This is a genomic window from Streptomyces sp. NBC_01618, assembly GCF_045209435.1.
In the GTDB taxonomy this organism is placed as follows: domain Bacteria; phylum Actinomycetota; class Actinomycetes; order Streptomycetales; family Streptomycetaceae; genus Streptomyces.
On record NZ_CP109297.1, the window covers coordinates 982,989 to 999,168 of the forward strand.

9 protein-coding genes and 2 pseudogenes are annotated in these 16,180 nt (G+C 71.5%); 7 read left to right on the forward strand and 4 right to left on the reverse strand.

The features are described 5' to 3' along the window. Positions 1 to 45 precede the first annotated feature (45 nt). The 4 genes from OH735_RS04740 (at position 46) to OH735_RS04755 (ending at position 7,362) form a co-directional block, all read left to right on the forward strand. The gene (locus OH735_RS04740) at positions 46 to 1,626 is read left to right on the forward strand and encodes an alkaline phosphatase D family protein (RefSeq protein WP_406379712.1); all 1,581 of its coding nucleotides are present in this window, start codon (positions 46 to 48) and stop codon (positions 1,624 to 1,626) included. Between the two features lie 73 nt (positions 1,627 to 1,699). Continuing rightward, positions 1,700 to 3,073: an SWIM zinc finger family protein gene (locus OH735_RS04745; protein ID WP_406379714.1), complete on the forward strand. Its 1,374-nt coding sequence runs from the start codon at positions 1,700 to 1,702 to the stop codon at positions 3,071 to 3,073. After that, the gene (locus tag OH735_RS04750; protein ID WP_406379716.1) at positions 3,070 to 5,751 is read left to right on the forward strand and encodes a DUF6493 family protein; all 2,682 of its coding nucleotides are present in this window, start codon (positions 3,070 to 3,072) and stop codon (positions 5,749 to 5,751) included. The genes OH735_RS04745 and OH735_RS04750 overlap by 4 nt, the downstream gene beginning before the upstream one ends. 141 nt (positions 5,752 to 5,892) lie before the next feature. Next, complete coding sequence (locus OH735_RS04755; protein ID WP_406379718.1) at positions 5,893 to 7,362, forward strand: GNAT family N-acetyltransferase; 1,470 nt, start codon at positions 5,893 to 5,895, stop codon at positions 7,360 to 7,362. On the opposite strand, the gene OH735_RS04760 is transcribed toward OH735_RS04755, so the two are convergent. Further along, positions 7,298 to 8,590, reverse strand: coding sequence for a trans-sulfuration enzyme family protein (locus OH735_RS04760; RefSeq protein WP_406379720.1), 1,293 nt, complete (start codon positions 8,588 to 8,590; stop codon positions 7,298 to 7,300). The two genes, OH735_RS04755 and OH735_RS04760, sit on opposite strands and share 65 nt — an antisense overlap. Positions 8,591 to 8,649: 59 nt before the next feature. Between OH735_RS04760 and OH735_RS04765 the strand changes: the two genes are divergently transcribed. Next, entirely contained in the window at positions 8,650 to 9,147 is a 498-nt protein-coding gene (locus tag OH735_RS04765; protein WP_406379722.1) for an Lrp/AsnC family transcriptional regulator, read from the forward strand. A gap of 73 nt (positions 9,148 to 9,220) precedes the next feature. Then, on the forward strand, positions 9,221 to 10,906 hold the full coding sequence (locus tag OH735_RS04770) for a DUF885 domain-containing protein (protein WP_406379724.1): 1,686 nt from the start codon (positions 9,221 to 9,223) through the stop codon (positions 10,904 to 10,906). A gap of 215 nt (positions 10,907 to 11,121) precedes the next feature. On the opposite strand, the pseudogene OH735_RS04775 reads toward OH735_RS04770, so the two are convergent. Next, positions 11,122 to 11,343, reverse strand: a pseudogene (locus OH735_RS04775) (rhodanese-like domain-containing protein); the annotation flags it as partial. Between OH735_RS04775 and OH735_RS04780 the strand changes: the two are divergent. Continuing rightward, positions 11,339 to 11,662, forward strand: a pseudogene (locus OH735_RS04780) (Lrp/AsnC family transcriptional regulator); the annotation flags it as partial. The pseudogenes OH735_RS04775 and OH735_RS04780 sit on opposite strands and share 5 nt — an antisense overlap. Here OH735_RS04780 and OH735_RS04785 read toward each other — a convergent pair. Then, a complete protein-coding gene (locus OH735_RS04785; RefSeq protein WP_406379725.1) occupies positions 11,652 to 14,903 on the reverse strand; it encodes an AAA family ATPase in 3,252 nt (1,083 codons plus the stop codon). The pseudogene OH735_RS04780 and the gene OH735_RS04785 sit on opposite strands and share 11 nt — an antisense overlap. Beyond that, complete coding sequence (locus OH735_RS04790) at positions 14,900 to 16,066, reverse strand: exonuclease SbcCD subunit D (protein WP_406379727.1); 1,167 nt, start codon at positions 16,064 to 16,066, stop codon at positions 14,900 to 14,902. Before OH735_RS04790 ends, OH735_RS04785 begins: the two co-directional genes overlap by 4 nt. Positions 16,067 to 16,180 lie beyond the last annotated feature (114 nt).

The following is a 16,180-nucleotide window of genomic DNA, read 5'->3' on the forward strand; positions in this document are numbered from 1 at the left end:
CGGCCACCCCGCTGCGTCCGCTGACCACCGCCCGGAGGCGCCTCGATGTCGTACCGTCCGCGTATTCCGTCCCTCGACCGCCGTGGTGTGCTGCGCGGTTCGCTCGCCGCGTCGGCCGCGCTCACGCTCCCCTTGATGGGTGCCGCGGCCCCCGCCTTCGCTCTGTCCGGCCGGCCGCGTGCCGCATGGGGCGTACAGGTGGGCGATGTCACCTCGTCCTCGGCGCTGGTGTGGGTTCGTTCGGACCGCCCGGCACGGATGGTCGTGGAGACGTCGGCGACGGAGTCCTTCCGGCGGGCCCGCACCTGGCACGGTCCGCTGCTCGGTTCCGGCACCGACTTCACCGGGATGACACCGCTCCACGGGCTGCCGCCGGGTGAGCAGGTGCACTACCGGGTCACGCTCGCGGACCCCGAGGACCCCCGACGCACCGGCGAACCGGTGTACGGAACCTTCCGTACCGCGCCCGCCCGGCGCCAGGACGGGGTGCGTTTCCTGTGGTCCGGCGACATCGCGGGCCAGGGCTGGGGCATCAATCCGGACATCGGCGGCTACGTGGTTTACGACGAGATGCGCCGCCTCGACCCGGACTTCTTCCTCTGCAGCGGCGACAGCATCTACGCGGACGGGGTGATCGAGCCCAGCGTGAACCTGCCCGACGGGCGGGTGTGGCGCAACATCACCACCGAGGAAAAGGCGAAGGTCGCCGAGACCCTTGCCGAATACCGCGGGAACTTCCGTTACAACCTCCTCGATGAGAACGTTCGCCGGTTCAACGCACAGGTGCCTTCGATCGTTCAGTGGGACGACCACGAGGTGCGCAACAACTGGTACCCGGGACAGATCCTCGACGACTCCCGCTACACCGAGAAGAACGTCGATGTCCTGGCGGCCCGTTCGATGCGGGCGTTCCGCGAGTACTTCCCGGTGTCCACGCTGCGTGCCTCGGCTGGCGAGGGCCGGATGCACCGGGTGGTGCGGCACGGTCCGCTTCTCGATGTGTTCGTTCTAGACATGCGGTCCTTCCGCAACGCCAACTCCCCCGGCCGGCAGCCCGACGACACCACCGGCATCCTCGGCGCCGAGCAGCTCGGCTGGCTGAAGCACGAGTTGTCGCGGTCCCGCGCGGTGTGGAAGGTGATTGCCGCGGACATGCCGCTGGGGCTGGTGGTCACGGACGGTGCGACGGACTTCGAGGCAGTCGCACAGGGCGATCCCGGAGCGCCGCTCGGACGTGAGCTCCAGATCGCGGAACTGCTCCGGTTCATCAAGCACCGAAAGATCACCGGCACCGTCTGGCTGACGGCCGATGTGCACTACACATCGGCGCAGCACTACGAGCCCGAGCGTGCGGCGTTCAAGGATTTCGCACCGTTCTGGGAGTTCGTGTCGGGCCCTCTGGCCGCGGGTCAATTCCCGGCCAACGCACTCGACGCGACGTTCGGTCCCGACCGGGTCTTCGTGCGGGCGCCCGACCGCGCGAACGTTTCGCCGATGGAGACTCCGCAGTACTTCGGCGAGGTCGACATCGACGGCCACAGCGGCGAGTTGACGGTGCGGCTGCGGGCGCAAGGCGGCTCGGTCCTGTTCAGCAAGGTGCTGCAACCCGGCCGCGTAGGACAGTGAACCGGCCTGCTGCGCCAAGGCCCCGGGCGGTGATCCGGAGCCGATTGTCAGTGCTGGGTTCTACGGTTCTTGCATGACCAAATCCGTGCAGGCATTGGCCTACTCACGCCCGTCCGCGCTGGAGTTCTCGCAGGCCGGGCAGAACCTCGGCCTGGAGACTTCCGGTGGCCTCACGCCGCGGGGCACCGAGCCGCACCCCCGGTTCTTCTCCGGTTTTCTCACCTCGCCGGCGACCGCTGCCCGCGGCCTGCTGGCCGTGGCGGACGTGGCATCCGCGCGCTACTACCAGCGCACCCTGCCCTCGTCGCTCGACCCGGTGGTGACGGGCAACGGAGACCGGTTGCGTTTCGAGTCGTTCTCCGGCTGCTGCGGGGTGTACGCACGCCTCGATGTGCTGCGGGACGGCCTGGACGGTGCGGAGACGGGCCACGGCACGACGAATGTGGATGTCAACAATCCGCTGCGGGAGGCACTTTCGCGGATAGCGGGAGACGATCCGCTGCACTTGCGCGTGGGTCCGGACGAGATGGCCGTCACCACGCTGGACGGACCGGTGGTGGAGAAGAAGGTGCCCCTGCCCGACCGGTGGTTGCGCGGGTTCGCCGAGGCGCAGGTGGTGTCCGCCGGGTTCGATCTGCGGGCCGAGCTGTCGGCCGCCGAGGCCGTGCGGTTCCTGCGTTCGCTGCCTCGCTCGTCGGGCACTGCCTCGCGGGGCGCGCGGTGGGTGGTCCCCGCCGGAAAGACGCTGCGGCCGACGACCCGGCCGGTGACGGGAGCGGTGTGTCTGCCGGGCCCGGAGCGGCTGGTGGCCCTGCAGCGGGTGTTGCGCCATGCGACGTCCCTGCGGGTGTACGGGCCGGTGGTCGACAGCGCGGCAACCGCGAGTGCCTGGGAGGTCGTGCTCCCGGGCATGCGGCTCACCCTGACGCTGTCGCCCGATGCCTCGCGCGGGTTCTCCGGTGAGGGCGGGGTACTCGAAGCGCTGGCCACCGACGATTCCGCGGGCGACGCCGAGCTGGTGTCCGTCCTGCTGGCCTGGGAGCCACGGCTCGATCCCGCCGACCTCGCGGAGCAATCGGGTCTGTCGGTGGAGCGGGTGCGAGCGGCGCTCACTCGGTTGGGAACGGCGGGCCGGGTCGGATACGACCTCGCCGACGCGGCCTACTTCCATCGCGAACTGCCGTACGACGCGGACCGGGCCGAGCGGCACAATCCGCGGCTGGTGGCGGCCCGGCAGCTGGCCGGGTCGGGCGCCGTCGTACTCGACGCGGACACGGCGGCCGTGACCTCGGGAGAGCGTCGTTACCAGGTGAGAGAGAAGGACGGCACGCTGAGCTGCACCTGCCAGTGGTGGGTCGACTACCGCGGGCGCCGCGGCCCGTGCAAGCACGCGCTGGCCGTCCGGATGGTCCGTCGCGGTACGCCGGTCGCCGGGGGTGTGCGATGAAGGAGTTGCTCACCGCCGTACGGGAGGGGCGCGACGAGGATGTGCCCGCCCTGGTGGTCCGGCTGGACCGGTCTCAGCGCAGGTCGGCCCTGGTGGATTTGAAGGCCCTCCGCAAGGAGGCGCGGAGCTGGAGCTGGCACGAGCAGAACGGCATCCGGAAAGCCCTGCTGATCGCCGGGGCGGGCTGCCACACGGGCGCCGCGGCCTGCGCCGGCTGGGTCGGCGGCCGGGATCTGCTCGGCTGGGCGCGGTCCCCCCACCCACGGGTGCTCGAAGTCCTGGCGGACCGTGATCCCGCCTGGCTCGGTGACGTCGCGCATCGGCTGGCGGCGCGAACTGCGACGGCAGAGATCGCCTACGAGATCATCTCCGGGCTGGTGGAGATCGCCCAGTGCCCCGTGCCCACCACGGAAGGCTTCGTACGAGGCTGGGCGGAGACGTCCCAGTGGCAGCGGCGGAATCCGGCACGGTTGATCGACACCCTCCGCGCCGACCGGCATCTGAGGGTTCTGGTGCCGCGGCTCTTCGAATTGACGGAGTTGCCGTCGTCCGTGGTCTGGTGCGATGAACCGGACAACCCCGGCCATTGGCCCAGTGCGCTGGCCGTCCTCGCGGAGGAGGGCCAGCTGGAGCGGTCGGTGCTCGTCGACAGTTGTGTGACCCGGCTGCTGCGCGGCGGGAAGCCCGGCGATGTCCGGTTCTTCCTGTCCGTATTGCGTCAGCTGGCGCTGAGCGAGCAGGAGGAGGCCGAGCGGGTCGCCGACTGGATCGGAATGGCCGCGGACGGAATCTCCACCGTCGCCGGCCACGCCCAGGAGGTGCTCGGTCGACTGGACGAGCGCGGCGAGCTGACCGCACGGGCCCTGGCGGATGTCTCGGGATCGGTGCTGTTCCGCACCGAGAAGAAGCTGGTCCGGGCGCAGCTCGTGCTGATCGGCAAGGCGCTGCGTCGCGAGCCGTCGGCGGCCGGCGAGCTGCTGCCCATCGTCGTGGAGACCTTCGGGCACGAGGACATCGGCGTTCAGGAGCGAGCACTCAAACTGGTGGCCCGGTACCTGCCCGCCGTCAGTGACCCGGTGCGGCAGGAACTCGCCCTGTCCGCCGCGCTGTTGAGTCCGGTGCACCGCGCGATGGCGGCCGAGGTGTTCGGCGAGCTGCCGGACGAGCAGTCGGCGGCGGAGCCGTACGAGGAGCTGCTGCCGCCCGCTCCGGCGCTGCGGCGTCTGGAACCGGCACTGGCGACACTGCCCGAGCTCGTCGAGGAGGTGGCGGTCCTGGCAAAGTCCGCGTCGGCGGAGATCACCTCCTTCGAGCGGGCCATGGACGGACTGATCCGCCATGCCCACACCGACCGGCCGGCGTTGGCCGACGCGCTGCGTGCGGCACTGGCGGGCCAGTGGTGGCTCGACGACGGCCAACTGCCCTACGTCCAGCGGCGGCTCACCCCGGATGCGGGCATCGAGTTCGTCGCGGCGGCCGTGCTCGGACAGGTTCCTGTTCAGGCCGTGCGGGACGGGCGCGCCGCCTGGACCGGTACCGGGACCTGCGTCCATGCCGCGCTCGACGGGGTGATGAAGGCCCGCCTGTGGGAGGCCGCCGAAGCCGTGCTGAGCGGCAGCGTGCCGTTCCTGTTGGCCATCCCGACATGGCACACCGGCTCGCTCGACCCGGCCGTGCTCGTCGATCGGCTGCATACGTACATACAGCTCGGGATCCGGCCCGGAGAGGCCGATTTCGCCCAGGCCCTGCTGCGCGTACGACGCGGCGGTCAGCGCGAGGCAGCGGCGGCGGCCGAGTTGCTCGGCACTCCGGAGGGTGACCGGCTGGCCACCTGGCTGCGGGACGGCGAGCCTCTCGCGCCCGTGTACCGGTTCGATCCGGAGAAGCAACGGTCCTCGTCCGGCGGCTGGGCGCAGCAAGCGACGGACTGGACACGGCGCGTCCTGATGGCCACCGAGGAACGCCCGTTCATCCAGCAGGAGTTTCCTCGTTCCTTCCACGGGCTGGGCCATCCGCGTGTCCCGCGTCGGCTCTGCTATCACTGGGGCGAGAGCCCACAGTCCTGGACCGCCACGCTGCCGGAGGACGGCGAGACACTGACCGCATGGCTGCTGCCGAACCTCGCGACCTGTGCAATCGATGAAATACGGGGCGCGGCCGAGCCGCTGACCGCGCTGGTCGAGCTCGGCGGGCCGGCCGGCGAGGCCATCCACCTGGCCGTGGCGTACGCGATGGGAGCCCGGTATCCGGAGGACCGGCTGTCGGCAGTGGACGCGCTTCTGACACTCGCGGCCCAGGACCGGCTGGACGCGGCGTTGCTGGGCAAGGAGTTGGCAAACCTCCTCGAACACAACCTGGTGAAGCCCAACCGGCTCGCGGACGCCACCCGTACGGCTGCCGCCACCGGCGCGTACCGGACTGTGCTCTCCGTGCTGACGGGAGTGCTGCCCGGGCTGCTGGCGCACAAGAAGGGGCCTCGCGGCCTGAGCGACCTGCTCTCCGTGGCCGCCGAGTGCGTGGAGCACTGTGGCCCGGTGGGTGCCGAGCCGATACCCGGGCTCGCCGAAACGGCCGCGCGCGGCGGATCGTCACAGCTGGTACGTCAAGCGGTGCGCCTGAGGACAGTCTGGGAGCAGGGGTTCGGGGCCGAGGTGACGGCCCAGGACATCGTGGCGTAACCCGCAGCGACCTGTAGGGCCGATGGGTATCGATCAAGACAACAATCGGCCAAAATAGACAATAGGGGGCTAGAACCACACTTAACCCATCAGTCACAGAGCGTTCGTAATCAGGCAACACCGCTCAGTCACAGTGAAGGCATGACTGATGTGACCTCCGCCAAGACTGCCCGCCGCTCCCACCGCTGGCGGCGGGACGTGACCGAACTGGCCGCGCTGTTCACCGCCGTCGCGGTGGCCGACGCGATTGCCAACCTGATCGGGCACCAGCCGGACGGACCGTATCTCCTGATCGCCTCGGCCGTGGCCCTGGCTGTGACAGCCGCGTTCCACACCTGGTGGGCACGGCGCCACAGCCACGCCCCGCCGCCGACCGACAGCGACCTCGTGACCGATACGGGCAGCACAGCCCGGTACGACAACGCCGCCAGCAACACCGGCAACGGCCACGACAGCTGCACCGCCGCGACCGCGCTCGTGACCGCGTCCGCAGCCACGGGCCCTGGCCCCTCCCCCGAGGACACGGTGCTGTGGCGGATGCGGACGACCGTTCGGGACGTCCCGGGCAGTCTGGCTGCGCTGTGCAGCACGCTGGCCCGGCACCGGGTCGACATCCTCACCCTGCAGACGCACCCGCTGGCACAGGGCACGGTCGACGAGTTCCTGCTGCGCGCCCCCGCCGTGCTCCAGGCCCAGCAGCTGAGCCGGGCGATCTCCGCAGCGGGGGGCGGCTCGACCTGGATCGAGCGGGCAGACGCACACGACCTGGTGGACGCCCCGACACGCATCCTGGGTCTCGCCACGCGTACGGCCCTGGATGCGGCCGAACTCCCCCTCGCCCTGCGTCAACTGCTCGGCCGCTGCACGATCCACTCGCTGCCCGCCGTCTCGATCACCGGCCGCGCAACGGGTGAGACCGCCCCGGTGGAGGGTGTGCTGGAGAAGACGGTGATGCGGCTGCGCGAACCGTCCGGAGGTGCCATCACCATCGAGCGGCCCTATCTTCCGTTCACCCCGACCGAGTTCGCCCGGGCCCGCGCCCTGGTGGAGCTGGACGCCCGGCTCGGCCCCCGCGTCCCGCGCGGCGAGCACGTCCTCACGCTCCCCGAGGGCAACGAGATCACCGTGCGCCGCGCGGACCGCAGCGACCTCGCAGCCGCCCGCGCCATGCACGACCGCTGCTCCGAACAGACGCTGCGGCTGCGCTACCACGGCCCGGTGCGTGACGCCGACCGTTACCTGGACCACCTGCTGAGTCCTCGCTTCGGCCGCACCCTGGCGGTGCAGACGGCCTCGGGCCGGCTGGTCGCCCTCGGCCACCTCCTGTGGGACGGTGACGAGACCGAGGCCGCCCTCCTCGTCGAGGACGAGTGGCAGCGTCGCGGGATCGGCTCCGAACTCCTCGGCCGCCTGGTGGCGCTCGCCATCGAGGCAGGCTGCGAGAGCGTCTACGCCGTCACCCAGTCGTCCAACACCGCCATGGTCGCGGCCATGCGTGCACTGTCCCTGCCGCTGGACTACCAGATCGAGGAGGGCACGCTGGTCATCACCGCCCGGCTGGGTGCGACTCCCGTCCGTTCACTGCCGCCGTACGAGCAGGCCGGCCGCTGACACCCCCCTGATGACCGACGTCCTGCCGGCCGACGCCGTGCGGACCGCCCTCCTCGTGGCCGCCCGGTTCCTGTGAGCTCAGTGCCTGACACAGGTCCGCCCACAGATCCTCGACGTCCTCCAGACCGACCGACATCCGCAGCAGCCGGTCCCCGACGCCGGACGCCTGCCGGTCTCCCTCATTCACGATGCGGTGGCTGATGGAGGCCGGATGCTGGATCAGGGTGTCCACACTTCCGAGACTGACTGCAGGCGTGACAAGCCGTACGGCCGAAATCACCCGGTGCGGATCCCCGTAAACCTCGAACGAGACCATCGCCCCACCCAGCTTCGGGTAGTGGACCCGGGCGATCCGCGGATCGGCCGTCAGCCGGCGGGACAGTTCGGCGGCGCTCGCGGAAGCCGCCCGCACCCGCACCGGGAGCGTGGCCAGCCCGCGCAGCAGCAGGTACCCGGCCATCGGATGCAGCACTCCGCCGGTGGCGAAGCGGACCTGCCGCAGGCGCGCCGCGAACTCCTCGTCGCAGGCGACGACCCCGCCCATCACATCGCCGTGCCCGCCGAGGTATTTGGTGGCGCTGTGCAGCACGATCCGCGCGCCGTGCTCGACGGGACGCTGGAGCACGGGTGTGGCGAACGTGTTGTCGACGAGCAGCGGCACGGAACCGCAGGAGTGCGCGATCGCCCGGATGTCGACCTCGGCGAGCGTCGGGTTGGCGGGCGTCTCCACCATCACCAGACCCGTGTCCGGACGGAGCGCCTCCGCGATGCCCGCCGGGTCGGTCCAGGTCACTTCGGTACCCAGCAGACCGGCGCCGAGCAGATGATCACTGCAGCCGTAGAGCGGGCGGACGGCGACCACATGGCGCAGCCCCATGCTTGCCCTGACCAGCAGGACGGCGGTGAGCGCCGCCATTCCGCTGGCGAACGACACCGCACTCTGTGCTCCTTCGAGCCGGGCGAGGGCGGTCTCGAAACGGGCCGTCGTCGGGTTGTCCAGCCGCGCGTAGACGGGCGGCCCTTCGAGTCTCGCGCCGGTGACGGCGAAGGCGTCGATGCGCTCGGCCTCGCCCCTGGAATCGTGCGAGGGGTAGGTGGTGGACAGATCGATCGGCGGGGCGTGCAGGCCGAGCGCCGCGAGATCGTCGCGGCCCGCGTGCACGGCTTCGGTGGCCAGCGCCCTGGACCGGTTCGTCGTCGAGGGCGCCATCGAGGCTTCGGTGTCCATGACAGCACTCTGAACAATCGCCGGGTGATCATGAACGTGTCCCGTGCTACGTTCGACAGATGGCCGATTCAGTCGTTCTGGACCCGGTGGACCTGCACATTCTGCGGCTGCTGCAGAACGATGCCCGGACCACTTACCGCGAACTGGCCGCCGAGGTCGGCGTAGCTCCGTCGACCTGCCTGGACCGGGTGGCCAGGCTGCGTCGCTCCGGCGTCATACTCGGCCACCAACTGCGTCTGGACCCGGCGAAGCTCGGCCGCGGTCTGGAGGCGCTGCTCTCAGTACAGGTACGTCCGCACCGCAGAGAGCTCATCGGACCGTTCGTCGAACGCATCAGGACACTGCCCGAGTCCCGCGCGCTCTTCCATCTGACCGGGCCCGACGACTATCTGGTCCATGTCGCGGTCACCGGCACCGCGGATCTGCAACGCCTGGTGCTGGACGAATTCACCTCACGCCGCGAAGTGGCCCGGGTCGAGACCCGGCTGATATTCCAGCAGTGGGAGTGCGGCCCCCTGCTGCCACCCGCCGCCGGACGGCCCGGGGCGGGTGGCTGAGACCGCACGCCCGGCGGGCCACCGAGGCCGAATGATGGTGACGCGCATGCCCCCGACGTACGAGGATGTCCGCATGTCAGAGATTCCCGGCAGCGCGCTGCCCCGCCAGGTCGCCGACGCTTACGTCGACGCATTCATCGAGCTCGACCCGATCGCCGGCACCTACCTGGGTGTCGCGGAGAGCTCGCGCCACCTTCCCGACTTCTCCCCCGCTGGGCAGGAAGTTCTCGCCGAACTCGCCCGTGCCACCCTGGCGAAGCTCGACGCCGCCGAGCAGCTGCCCGGCGCGGACAGCGATGCCGAGCGCCGTTGCGGCCGCCTTCTGCGCGAGCGTCTCACGGCGGAACTCGCCGTCCATGAGGCCGACGAGGGACTGCGCGCCGTCTCCAACCTCTCCTCCCCGCCGCACAGCATCCGTGAGGTGTTCACGGTGACACCGACCGAGACCGACGAGGACTGGGCGGCGGTCGTGGACCGGCTGCGTGCGGTTCCCGCCGCGCTGGAGGGCTACCGCGAGTCGCTCGCGCTCGGCCTGGAGCGCAAGCTGTACGGCGGCCCGCGCGCCACCGCCACCTTCATCGGCCAGCTCGACGAGTGGGCCGGCGACGGAGGGACGGGTTTCTTCCATGACTTCACGGCCACCGGCCCGGCGTCCCTGCGTACGGATCTGGACGACGGCGCCCGCCGCGCCACGGAGTCGGTCGTGGCGCTGCGCGACTGGATGCGCGATGTGTACGCCCCCGCGATCGAGGGCGCGCCGGACACGGTGGGCCGTGAGCGGTACGCGCGCTGGTCGCGCTACTTCAACGGCACCGATCTCGACCTCGACGAGGCGTACGCGTACGGCTGGTCCGAGTACCACCGGCTGCTCGCCGAGATGAGGACCGAGGCCGAGAAGATCCTGCCCGGCGCCGGTCCCTGGGAGGCGCTGGCCCATCTCGATGTGCACGGCAAGCACATCGAGGGGGTCGACGAGGTCCAAGCCTGGCTGCAGAGTCTGATGGACGAGGCGATCGAGGCGCTCGACGGTACACACTTCGAACTCGCCGAGCGGGTACGGAAGGTGGAGTCCCGCATCGCCCCGCCCGGCGGCGCCGCCGCCCCGTACTACACGGGCCCGTCGGAGGACTTCTCCCGCCCTGGCCGCACCTGGCTGCCCACCATGGGTGAGACCCGCTTCCCGGTGTACGACCTGGTCTCCACCTGGTACCACGAGGGTGTGCCGGGCCACCATCTGCAGATCGCCCAGTGGACGCATGTCGCCGACAGTCTCTCCCGCTACCAGGCGTCGATCGGCGAGGTCAGCGCCAATGCCGAGGGCTGGGCACTGTACGCGGAGCGGCTCATGGACGAGCTGGGCTTCCTGCCGGACGCCGAGCGCCGCCTCGGCTATCTGGACGCGCAGATGATGCGGGCCTGCCGGGTGATCGTGGACATCGGCATGCACTCGGAGATGGAGATTCCGGCGGACTCCCCGTTCCACCCGGGCGAGCGGTGGACCCCGGACCTGGCCCAGGAGTTCTTCGGTAACCACAGCGGCCGTCCGGCCGACTTCGTGGAGAGCGAACTCACCCGCTATCTCTCGATGCCGGGGCAGGCGATCGGCTACAAGCTGGGCGAACGTGCCTGGCTGCTCGGCCGGGAGAACGCCCGCAAGGCGCACGGCGACGCGTTCGACGCCAAGGCCTGGCACATGGCCGCGCTGTCGCAGGGGCCGCTCGGTCTCGACGATCTCGTGGACGAACTGTCCAAGCTCTGACCTTGGACGAACTCCCCAAGTGCTGATCGTGGACGAGCTGTCCCAGTGTTGATCCCAGACGGGCTGTTCAAGCTCTGATCGTGGACAAAGTGTCCACACTCTGACCTGCCGCTCGCCCCCTCCCGTCGCCTCCGGTCCTCCGCAGCACTCGCGGAACGCCCCGGCAGGGCGGCAGGGAGTGGTGAGCGGGAGGGGCACGCGTCCGGTGCGGCCGGTCAGCAGCCGCAGTCGTCGGAGTCGACCGGTGCGGTGAGCACGTCGGCGTCGCGCCGTTCGCGCCCCTGCCGGGTCTCGAACGCGAAGCCCTCACGCACCCAGCACTCGAAGCCGCCGAGCATCTCCTTGACCTGGTAGCCGAGTTCGGCGAGGGCGAGCGCGGCGCGTATCGCGCCGTTGCAGCCGGGGCCCCAGCAGTACGTGACCACGGGGACGCGGGTGCGCAGGCTGGAGGAGGCCGGGGTGATCAGCGGGTACGCCGCGGTGGTCGATCCGGAGCGGTTGGGGCTGCCGATTCTCGCTCTCGTGCGCCTGCGCTACCCGAACGGCAATTACAAGCCGTTCCACGACCTCCTCGATACGACCCCCGAGATCGTGGAGGCCCACCACGTCACCGGCGACGACTGCTTCGTACTGAAGGTCACCGCCCGCTCAATGCGACATCTGGAGGGGGTCTCGGGAAGGATCGGCGCCCTCGGGTCCGACACCACGAGCGTCGTCTGCTCCTCGCCGCTCCCCCGGCGCGCCATCAGCCGCTGACCTCGCCCGTGGTGCGGTGCCGCACCGCCGATCCGTGTCGCTCCTTCACCACTTCGAGCTGTGCGGGGATGCGGCGGCGCAGGTCGGCGACATGGCTGACGATGCCGACACTGCGGTCCCGTTCGCGCAGCGAGTCAAGTACGTCGAGCACCTCGTCGAGGGTCTGGTCGTCCAGGCTGCCGAAGCCCTCGTCGATGAAGAGGGTGTCCAGCCGTACGCCGCCGGCCTCGTCGGTGACGACATCGGCGAGGCCGAGCGCGAGGGCGAGCGAGGCGAAGAACGTCTCGCCGCCCGAGAGCGTCGCCGTGTCGCGTTCGCATCCGGTCCACGCGTCGACGACGTGCAGGCCGAGACCCGATCGACGGCCTCCGGCGCGGGCGTCGGAGTGGACCAGCGTGTAACGGCCGGACGACATGCGCTGCAGCCGTGCGGTGGCGGCGACCGCGACCTGTTCGAGCCGGGCGGCAAGCACGTACGACTCCAGCCGCATCTTGCGTTCGTTGTCCGCGGAGGTACCCGCGGTGAGCCCGGCCAGCCGTGCCACCCGGTCGTACTCCTCGCGCAGCGGCCCGAGCCCGCGCACCTCGTCCGTGGCGCTGCGCGACAGCCTGCCCAGCTCGGTGCGACGCTCGCGTGCGGCTGCCAGTGCCGTGGAGGCGTCCCGGAGCAACCGTTCGGCCGTGTCGTACGCGGCCTGCGCGGCGTCCACCGCGGCGGGCGGGCCGTCGGCGGCGGCTAGGGTCGCGGTCTCGGCGAGACGGTCGGCGACGGCGGCCGCCTCGGACTGCCAGGCGTCGATCAGGCGCTGGAGTCCGCGCTGTTCGGCGTCGCTGAGGAGGACCGCGGACGCGGCCTGCGGGGTGTCGAACCCGGCGCGGAACGCGGCGTCCGCGAGTCGGCCGTCGGCCTCCTTGCGGCGCTGTGCGGCCGACTCCTCCTCGCGCACCGCCTCGGCGGCCGCGGCGAGCAGACCGACCCGGCGCTCCAGCAGCTCGGCGTGCTCGGCGACGCTGCCGGATTCCCCTCGGGCGACCGCCAGCTCTGATTCCAGGACGGCCTGTTCACGGTCCAGGCCTTCCCGCAGGGAGGTACGGGCCGCGGCCCGGCGCTCGGCCTGTTGCCGGCTCTCGAGGCGTTCGGCCTGTTCCCGCTCGGCCGCGGCGAGTGCCTCGCGCGCCGCGTGCATGCCGGCAGCGGTCCGGTGCGCATCGGCGTGTCCGCGCGTCAGCCTCTCGACAAGCGCGGCGAGTTCGACGACGGTGGGTTCGGCAGCGGTGGTCTCGGTGACGGGCTCGTCCGCGGCACCCGGAAGGGGCCGCTCGCCGCGGGCCGCACCGGTCGCGGCCGCCCCGGCCCCGGCGCCCGACGCGGACGGCGGCGACGCGGCAGCAGCGCCTCCGGCCACCGACGCGGACACAGTCGACTCGGCAGCCACGCCCCCGGCCCCCCGCCCGGACGCGGCCGGGTCGGCGGCAGCGGCGCCGTCCCTCGGCTGCGGCACCGTCGGCTGTGCGGCGGCGGCGCGGGCCGCCAGGTGTTTCTCGCGTACGACCCCGAGCTCCCGGTCCGCCTCCGTGCGCGCCTCCTCGGCCCGCCGGTAGGCGTCGAGAGCCCGCTCCTCGGTGGCCCGGTCGACATGGCCGTCGCCGGCGCGTGCGGGCCTGGGGTGGTCGGCGGAGCCGCACACCTTGCAGGCCTCGCCGTCCACCAGCTCGGCGGCCAGTTCCGCGGCGATGTCGCGGAGCCGTCGTTCGCGAAGCTCCAGCCATGTCTCGTGGGCGCCCGAGGCCCGCTCACGGGCCTTCGCCAGCCGCTCGGCGGCAGCCGACACCCGGACGGCGAGCGCGTCACGGCGGCGGGCCGCTTCCAGCCGTGCCCGGGCCGACTCCAGTCGGCCGGCGAGCTGTTCAGTGCGGGTCGCGGCCTCCTGGGCCTCCTCGATGCGGGCCCGCAACTCGTCACGGCTGGCTGCCCAGCCGGCCAGCCAGCCCTCCGCCTCGTGGATCAGCTCGTCGTCGGCCCGGGCCTGGCGCTCCAGTCGGGCCCGCTCGTCGTCGATCTGCGCGCTGCGCCGCTCGGCGCGCTGCGCGGCCTCGAGCCCGCCGAGCTCCTGGCGGAGTCTCCGCTCCACGTCCGCCAGTTGTTCGGCACCGGCGTCGGCCAGGGTGGCGGGCAGCAGGGCCCGGGCGCCGTCGCGGGCCTCGCGGGCCGTGCGGTAGGCGCGCTCGGCCGCGTCACGCAGCTCCAGGGCGGGGGCGACGAGGTCGGCCTTGCGGGCCCGCGCGAGCCGTTCACAGTGCCGGTCGTGGTCGGGACGGCCGGCTTCGAGTGCGTCGGCGCGGCGCTGCGTCTCCTCGTACCGCTGCTGGAGCGCGGCACGTTCGCGTTCGCTGTCGAGGGCCAGGCGGGCGGCCGACTGCCGGCCTTCGGCCACAGCCAGTACGGACGCGGCGATGTCGAGCCTTTCCCGGGCGCTGCTGCGGGCCGTAGCGGCCCATGCCAGCACGCCGTCGGCGAGCCCGGGTTCGCCGGGCTGGATGTCGGGCAACGGCGATTCACGGGCAGCCGGTCCGGCTGCCTGGGCGATCCGCTGGGCGACCGCGAGGATCCGTTCGTCCCCGGCCCTGACCTGTGCCTCGGCGGTACGGCGCAGTTCGGCGAGGCGCTCCTCGACGGCGGCGAACCGGCGGGTGTCGAAGAGCCTGCCGAGCAGTTTGCCGCGCGCCTCGGCATCCGCGCGCAGGAAACGTGCGAAGTCGCCCTGGGGCAACAGGACCACCTGGCAGAACTGGTCCCGGCTCATCCCGATGAGCTGGGTGATCTCCTCGCCGATCTCCTGGTGCGAGCGGCTCAGCGGCCGCCAGCCGTCGTCGGGGTCGTACTCCCGCAGCCAGCTCTGGGCCTTCTCCGTGGTGAAGCCGTTGCCCTTCTTCTTGGGGCGGGGCTGTGCGGGGCGCCGGGTGACTTCGAGGCGCCGGCCGCCGACGGTCAGTTCGAGCGTGACCTCGGTGGGGAGGCCGGCCGGGGCGTGGTCACTGCGCAGCGACGTGCCGGGGCTCTGGCGGGCGCCCGGCACAGCTCCGTACAGGCCGTAGCAGACGGCGTCGAGGACCGAGGTCTTCCCTGCGCCGGTCGGTCCGTGGAGCAGGAAGAGCCCGGCCGAGGAGAGTGCGTCGAAGTTGATGTCCTGGGTGGCGCCGAACGGCCCGAAGGCGGTGATGGCGAGCCTGTGGAGTCTCAACGGTTCACCTCGCGCACACCGTCGTCGACCCGTACGTGGTCGAAGGCGCCGCGCAGCACCGTGCGCTCCTGCTCGTCCGCCGAAGCCCCGCCCCGCACGTGTGCCACGAAGTCCTCCGCGATCTGCTGGTCGTCGCGCCCCTGGAGGCGCTGTGCGTACGAAGCGAGCGGGTCGTCGGGGGCCCGGTCGGGTTCGAATACGAGACTGAGGGTGTGCGGGAATCGCTCGACGAGGCGGGCCATCGGCTCGACCGGACGCGCCGGGTCGGTGAGCGTGGCCTCCACCCAGGCGTCCCGGTGCCGCTCCAGCGCAGGGTCGTCGACGAGGGTGTCGAGGCGTCCGCGGAGTCTGGCGAGCGGACGGGGCACCGGGCAGTCGACGCGTTCGGCGGCGATCGCGCCCGAGGCGTCGAGGTCGATCAGCCACATCGTCTTGCGGTGGGCGGACTCGGAGAAGGAGTACGCGAGCGGCGAGCCCGAGTAGCGGACCCGCTCGGTGACGGTCTGGCAGCCGTGCAGATGCCCGAGCGCCACGTAGTCGATGCCGTCGAAGACTCCGGCGGGTACGGCGGCCACCCCGCCGACGGTGATGTCTCGTTCGCTGTCGCTGGGCTCGCCGCCCGCGACGAACGCATGGGCGAGCACCACGGACCGGGTGGTGTCGGAGCGGCTCGCGAGATCTGCGCGCACCCGGTCCATGGCTGCGGTCAGCACCGCCTCGTGCCCGGCCCGCTCCGCCTTGAAGACGTCCTTCACCAGGGCGGGTTCCAGATAGGGCAGCCCGTAGAACGCCACGTCGCCGTGTGCGTCGCGCAGGACGACGGGGGTGGCGCAGCGGACGGGGTCGGTACGCAGATGGATTCCGGCCAGCTCGATCAGGCCGGCGCCGACGCCGAGTCTGCGTGCCGAGTCGTGGTTTCCGGAGATCATCACGGTGGGCACACCGGCGGCGGCGAGCCGGTGCAGCGCGTCGTCGAAGAGCTCGACGGCAAAGAGCGGCGGAACGGCCCTGTCGTACACATCACCCGCGACGAGGACGACGTCCACCTCGTGTGCGCGCACCGTGGCCACCAGGTGGTCCAGGTAGGCGGCCTGGGCTTCGCGCAGGGAGACCCGGTGGAACGACCGCCCCAGGTGCCAATCCGATGTGTGCAAAATCCTCAAGAGCCGGCTCCGACCTGCGTCATTCTCTTCCTCCGCCCCCGGGCCCGGGTCCGCCGCGCACCGTGATCACACCAGCCGTCGCGGAGTCCTGTCCTCCGTACCGGCCACACCTGC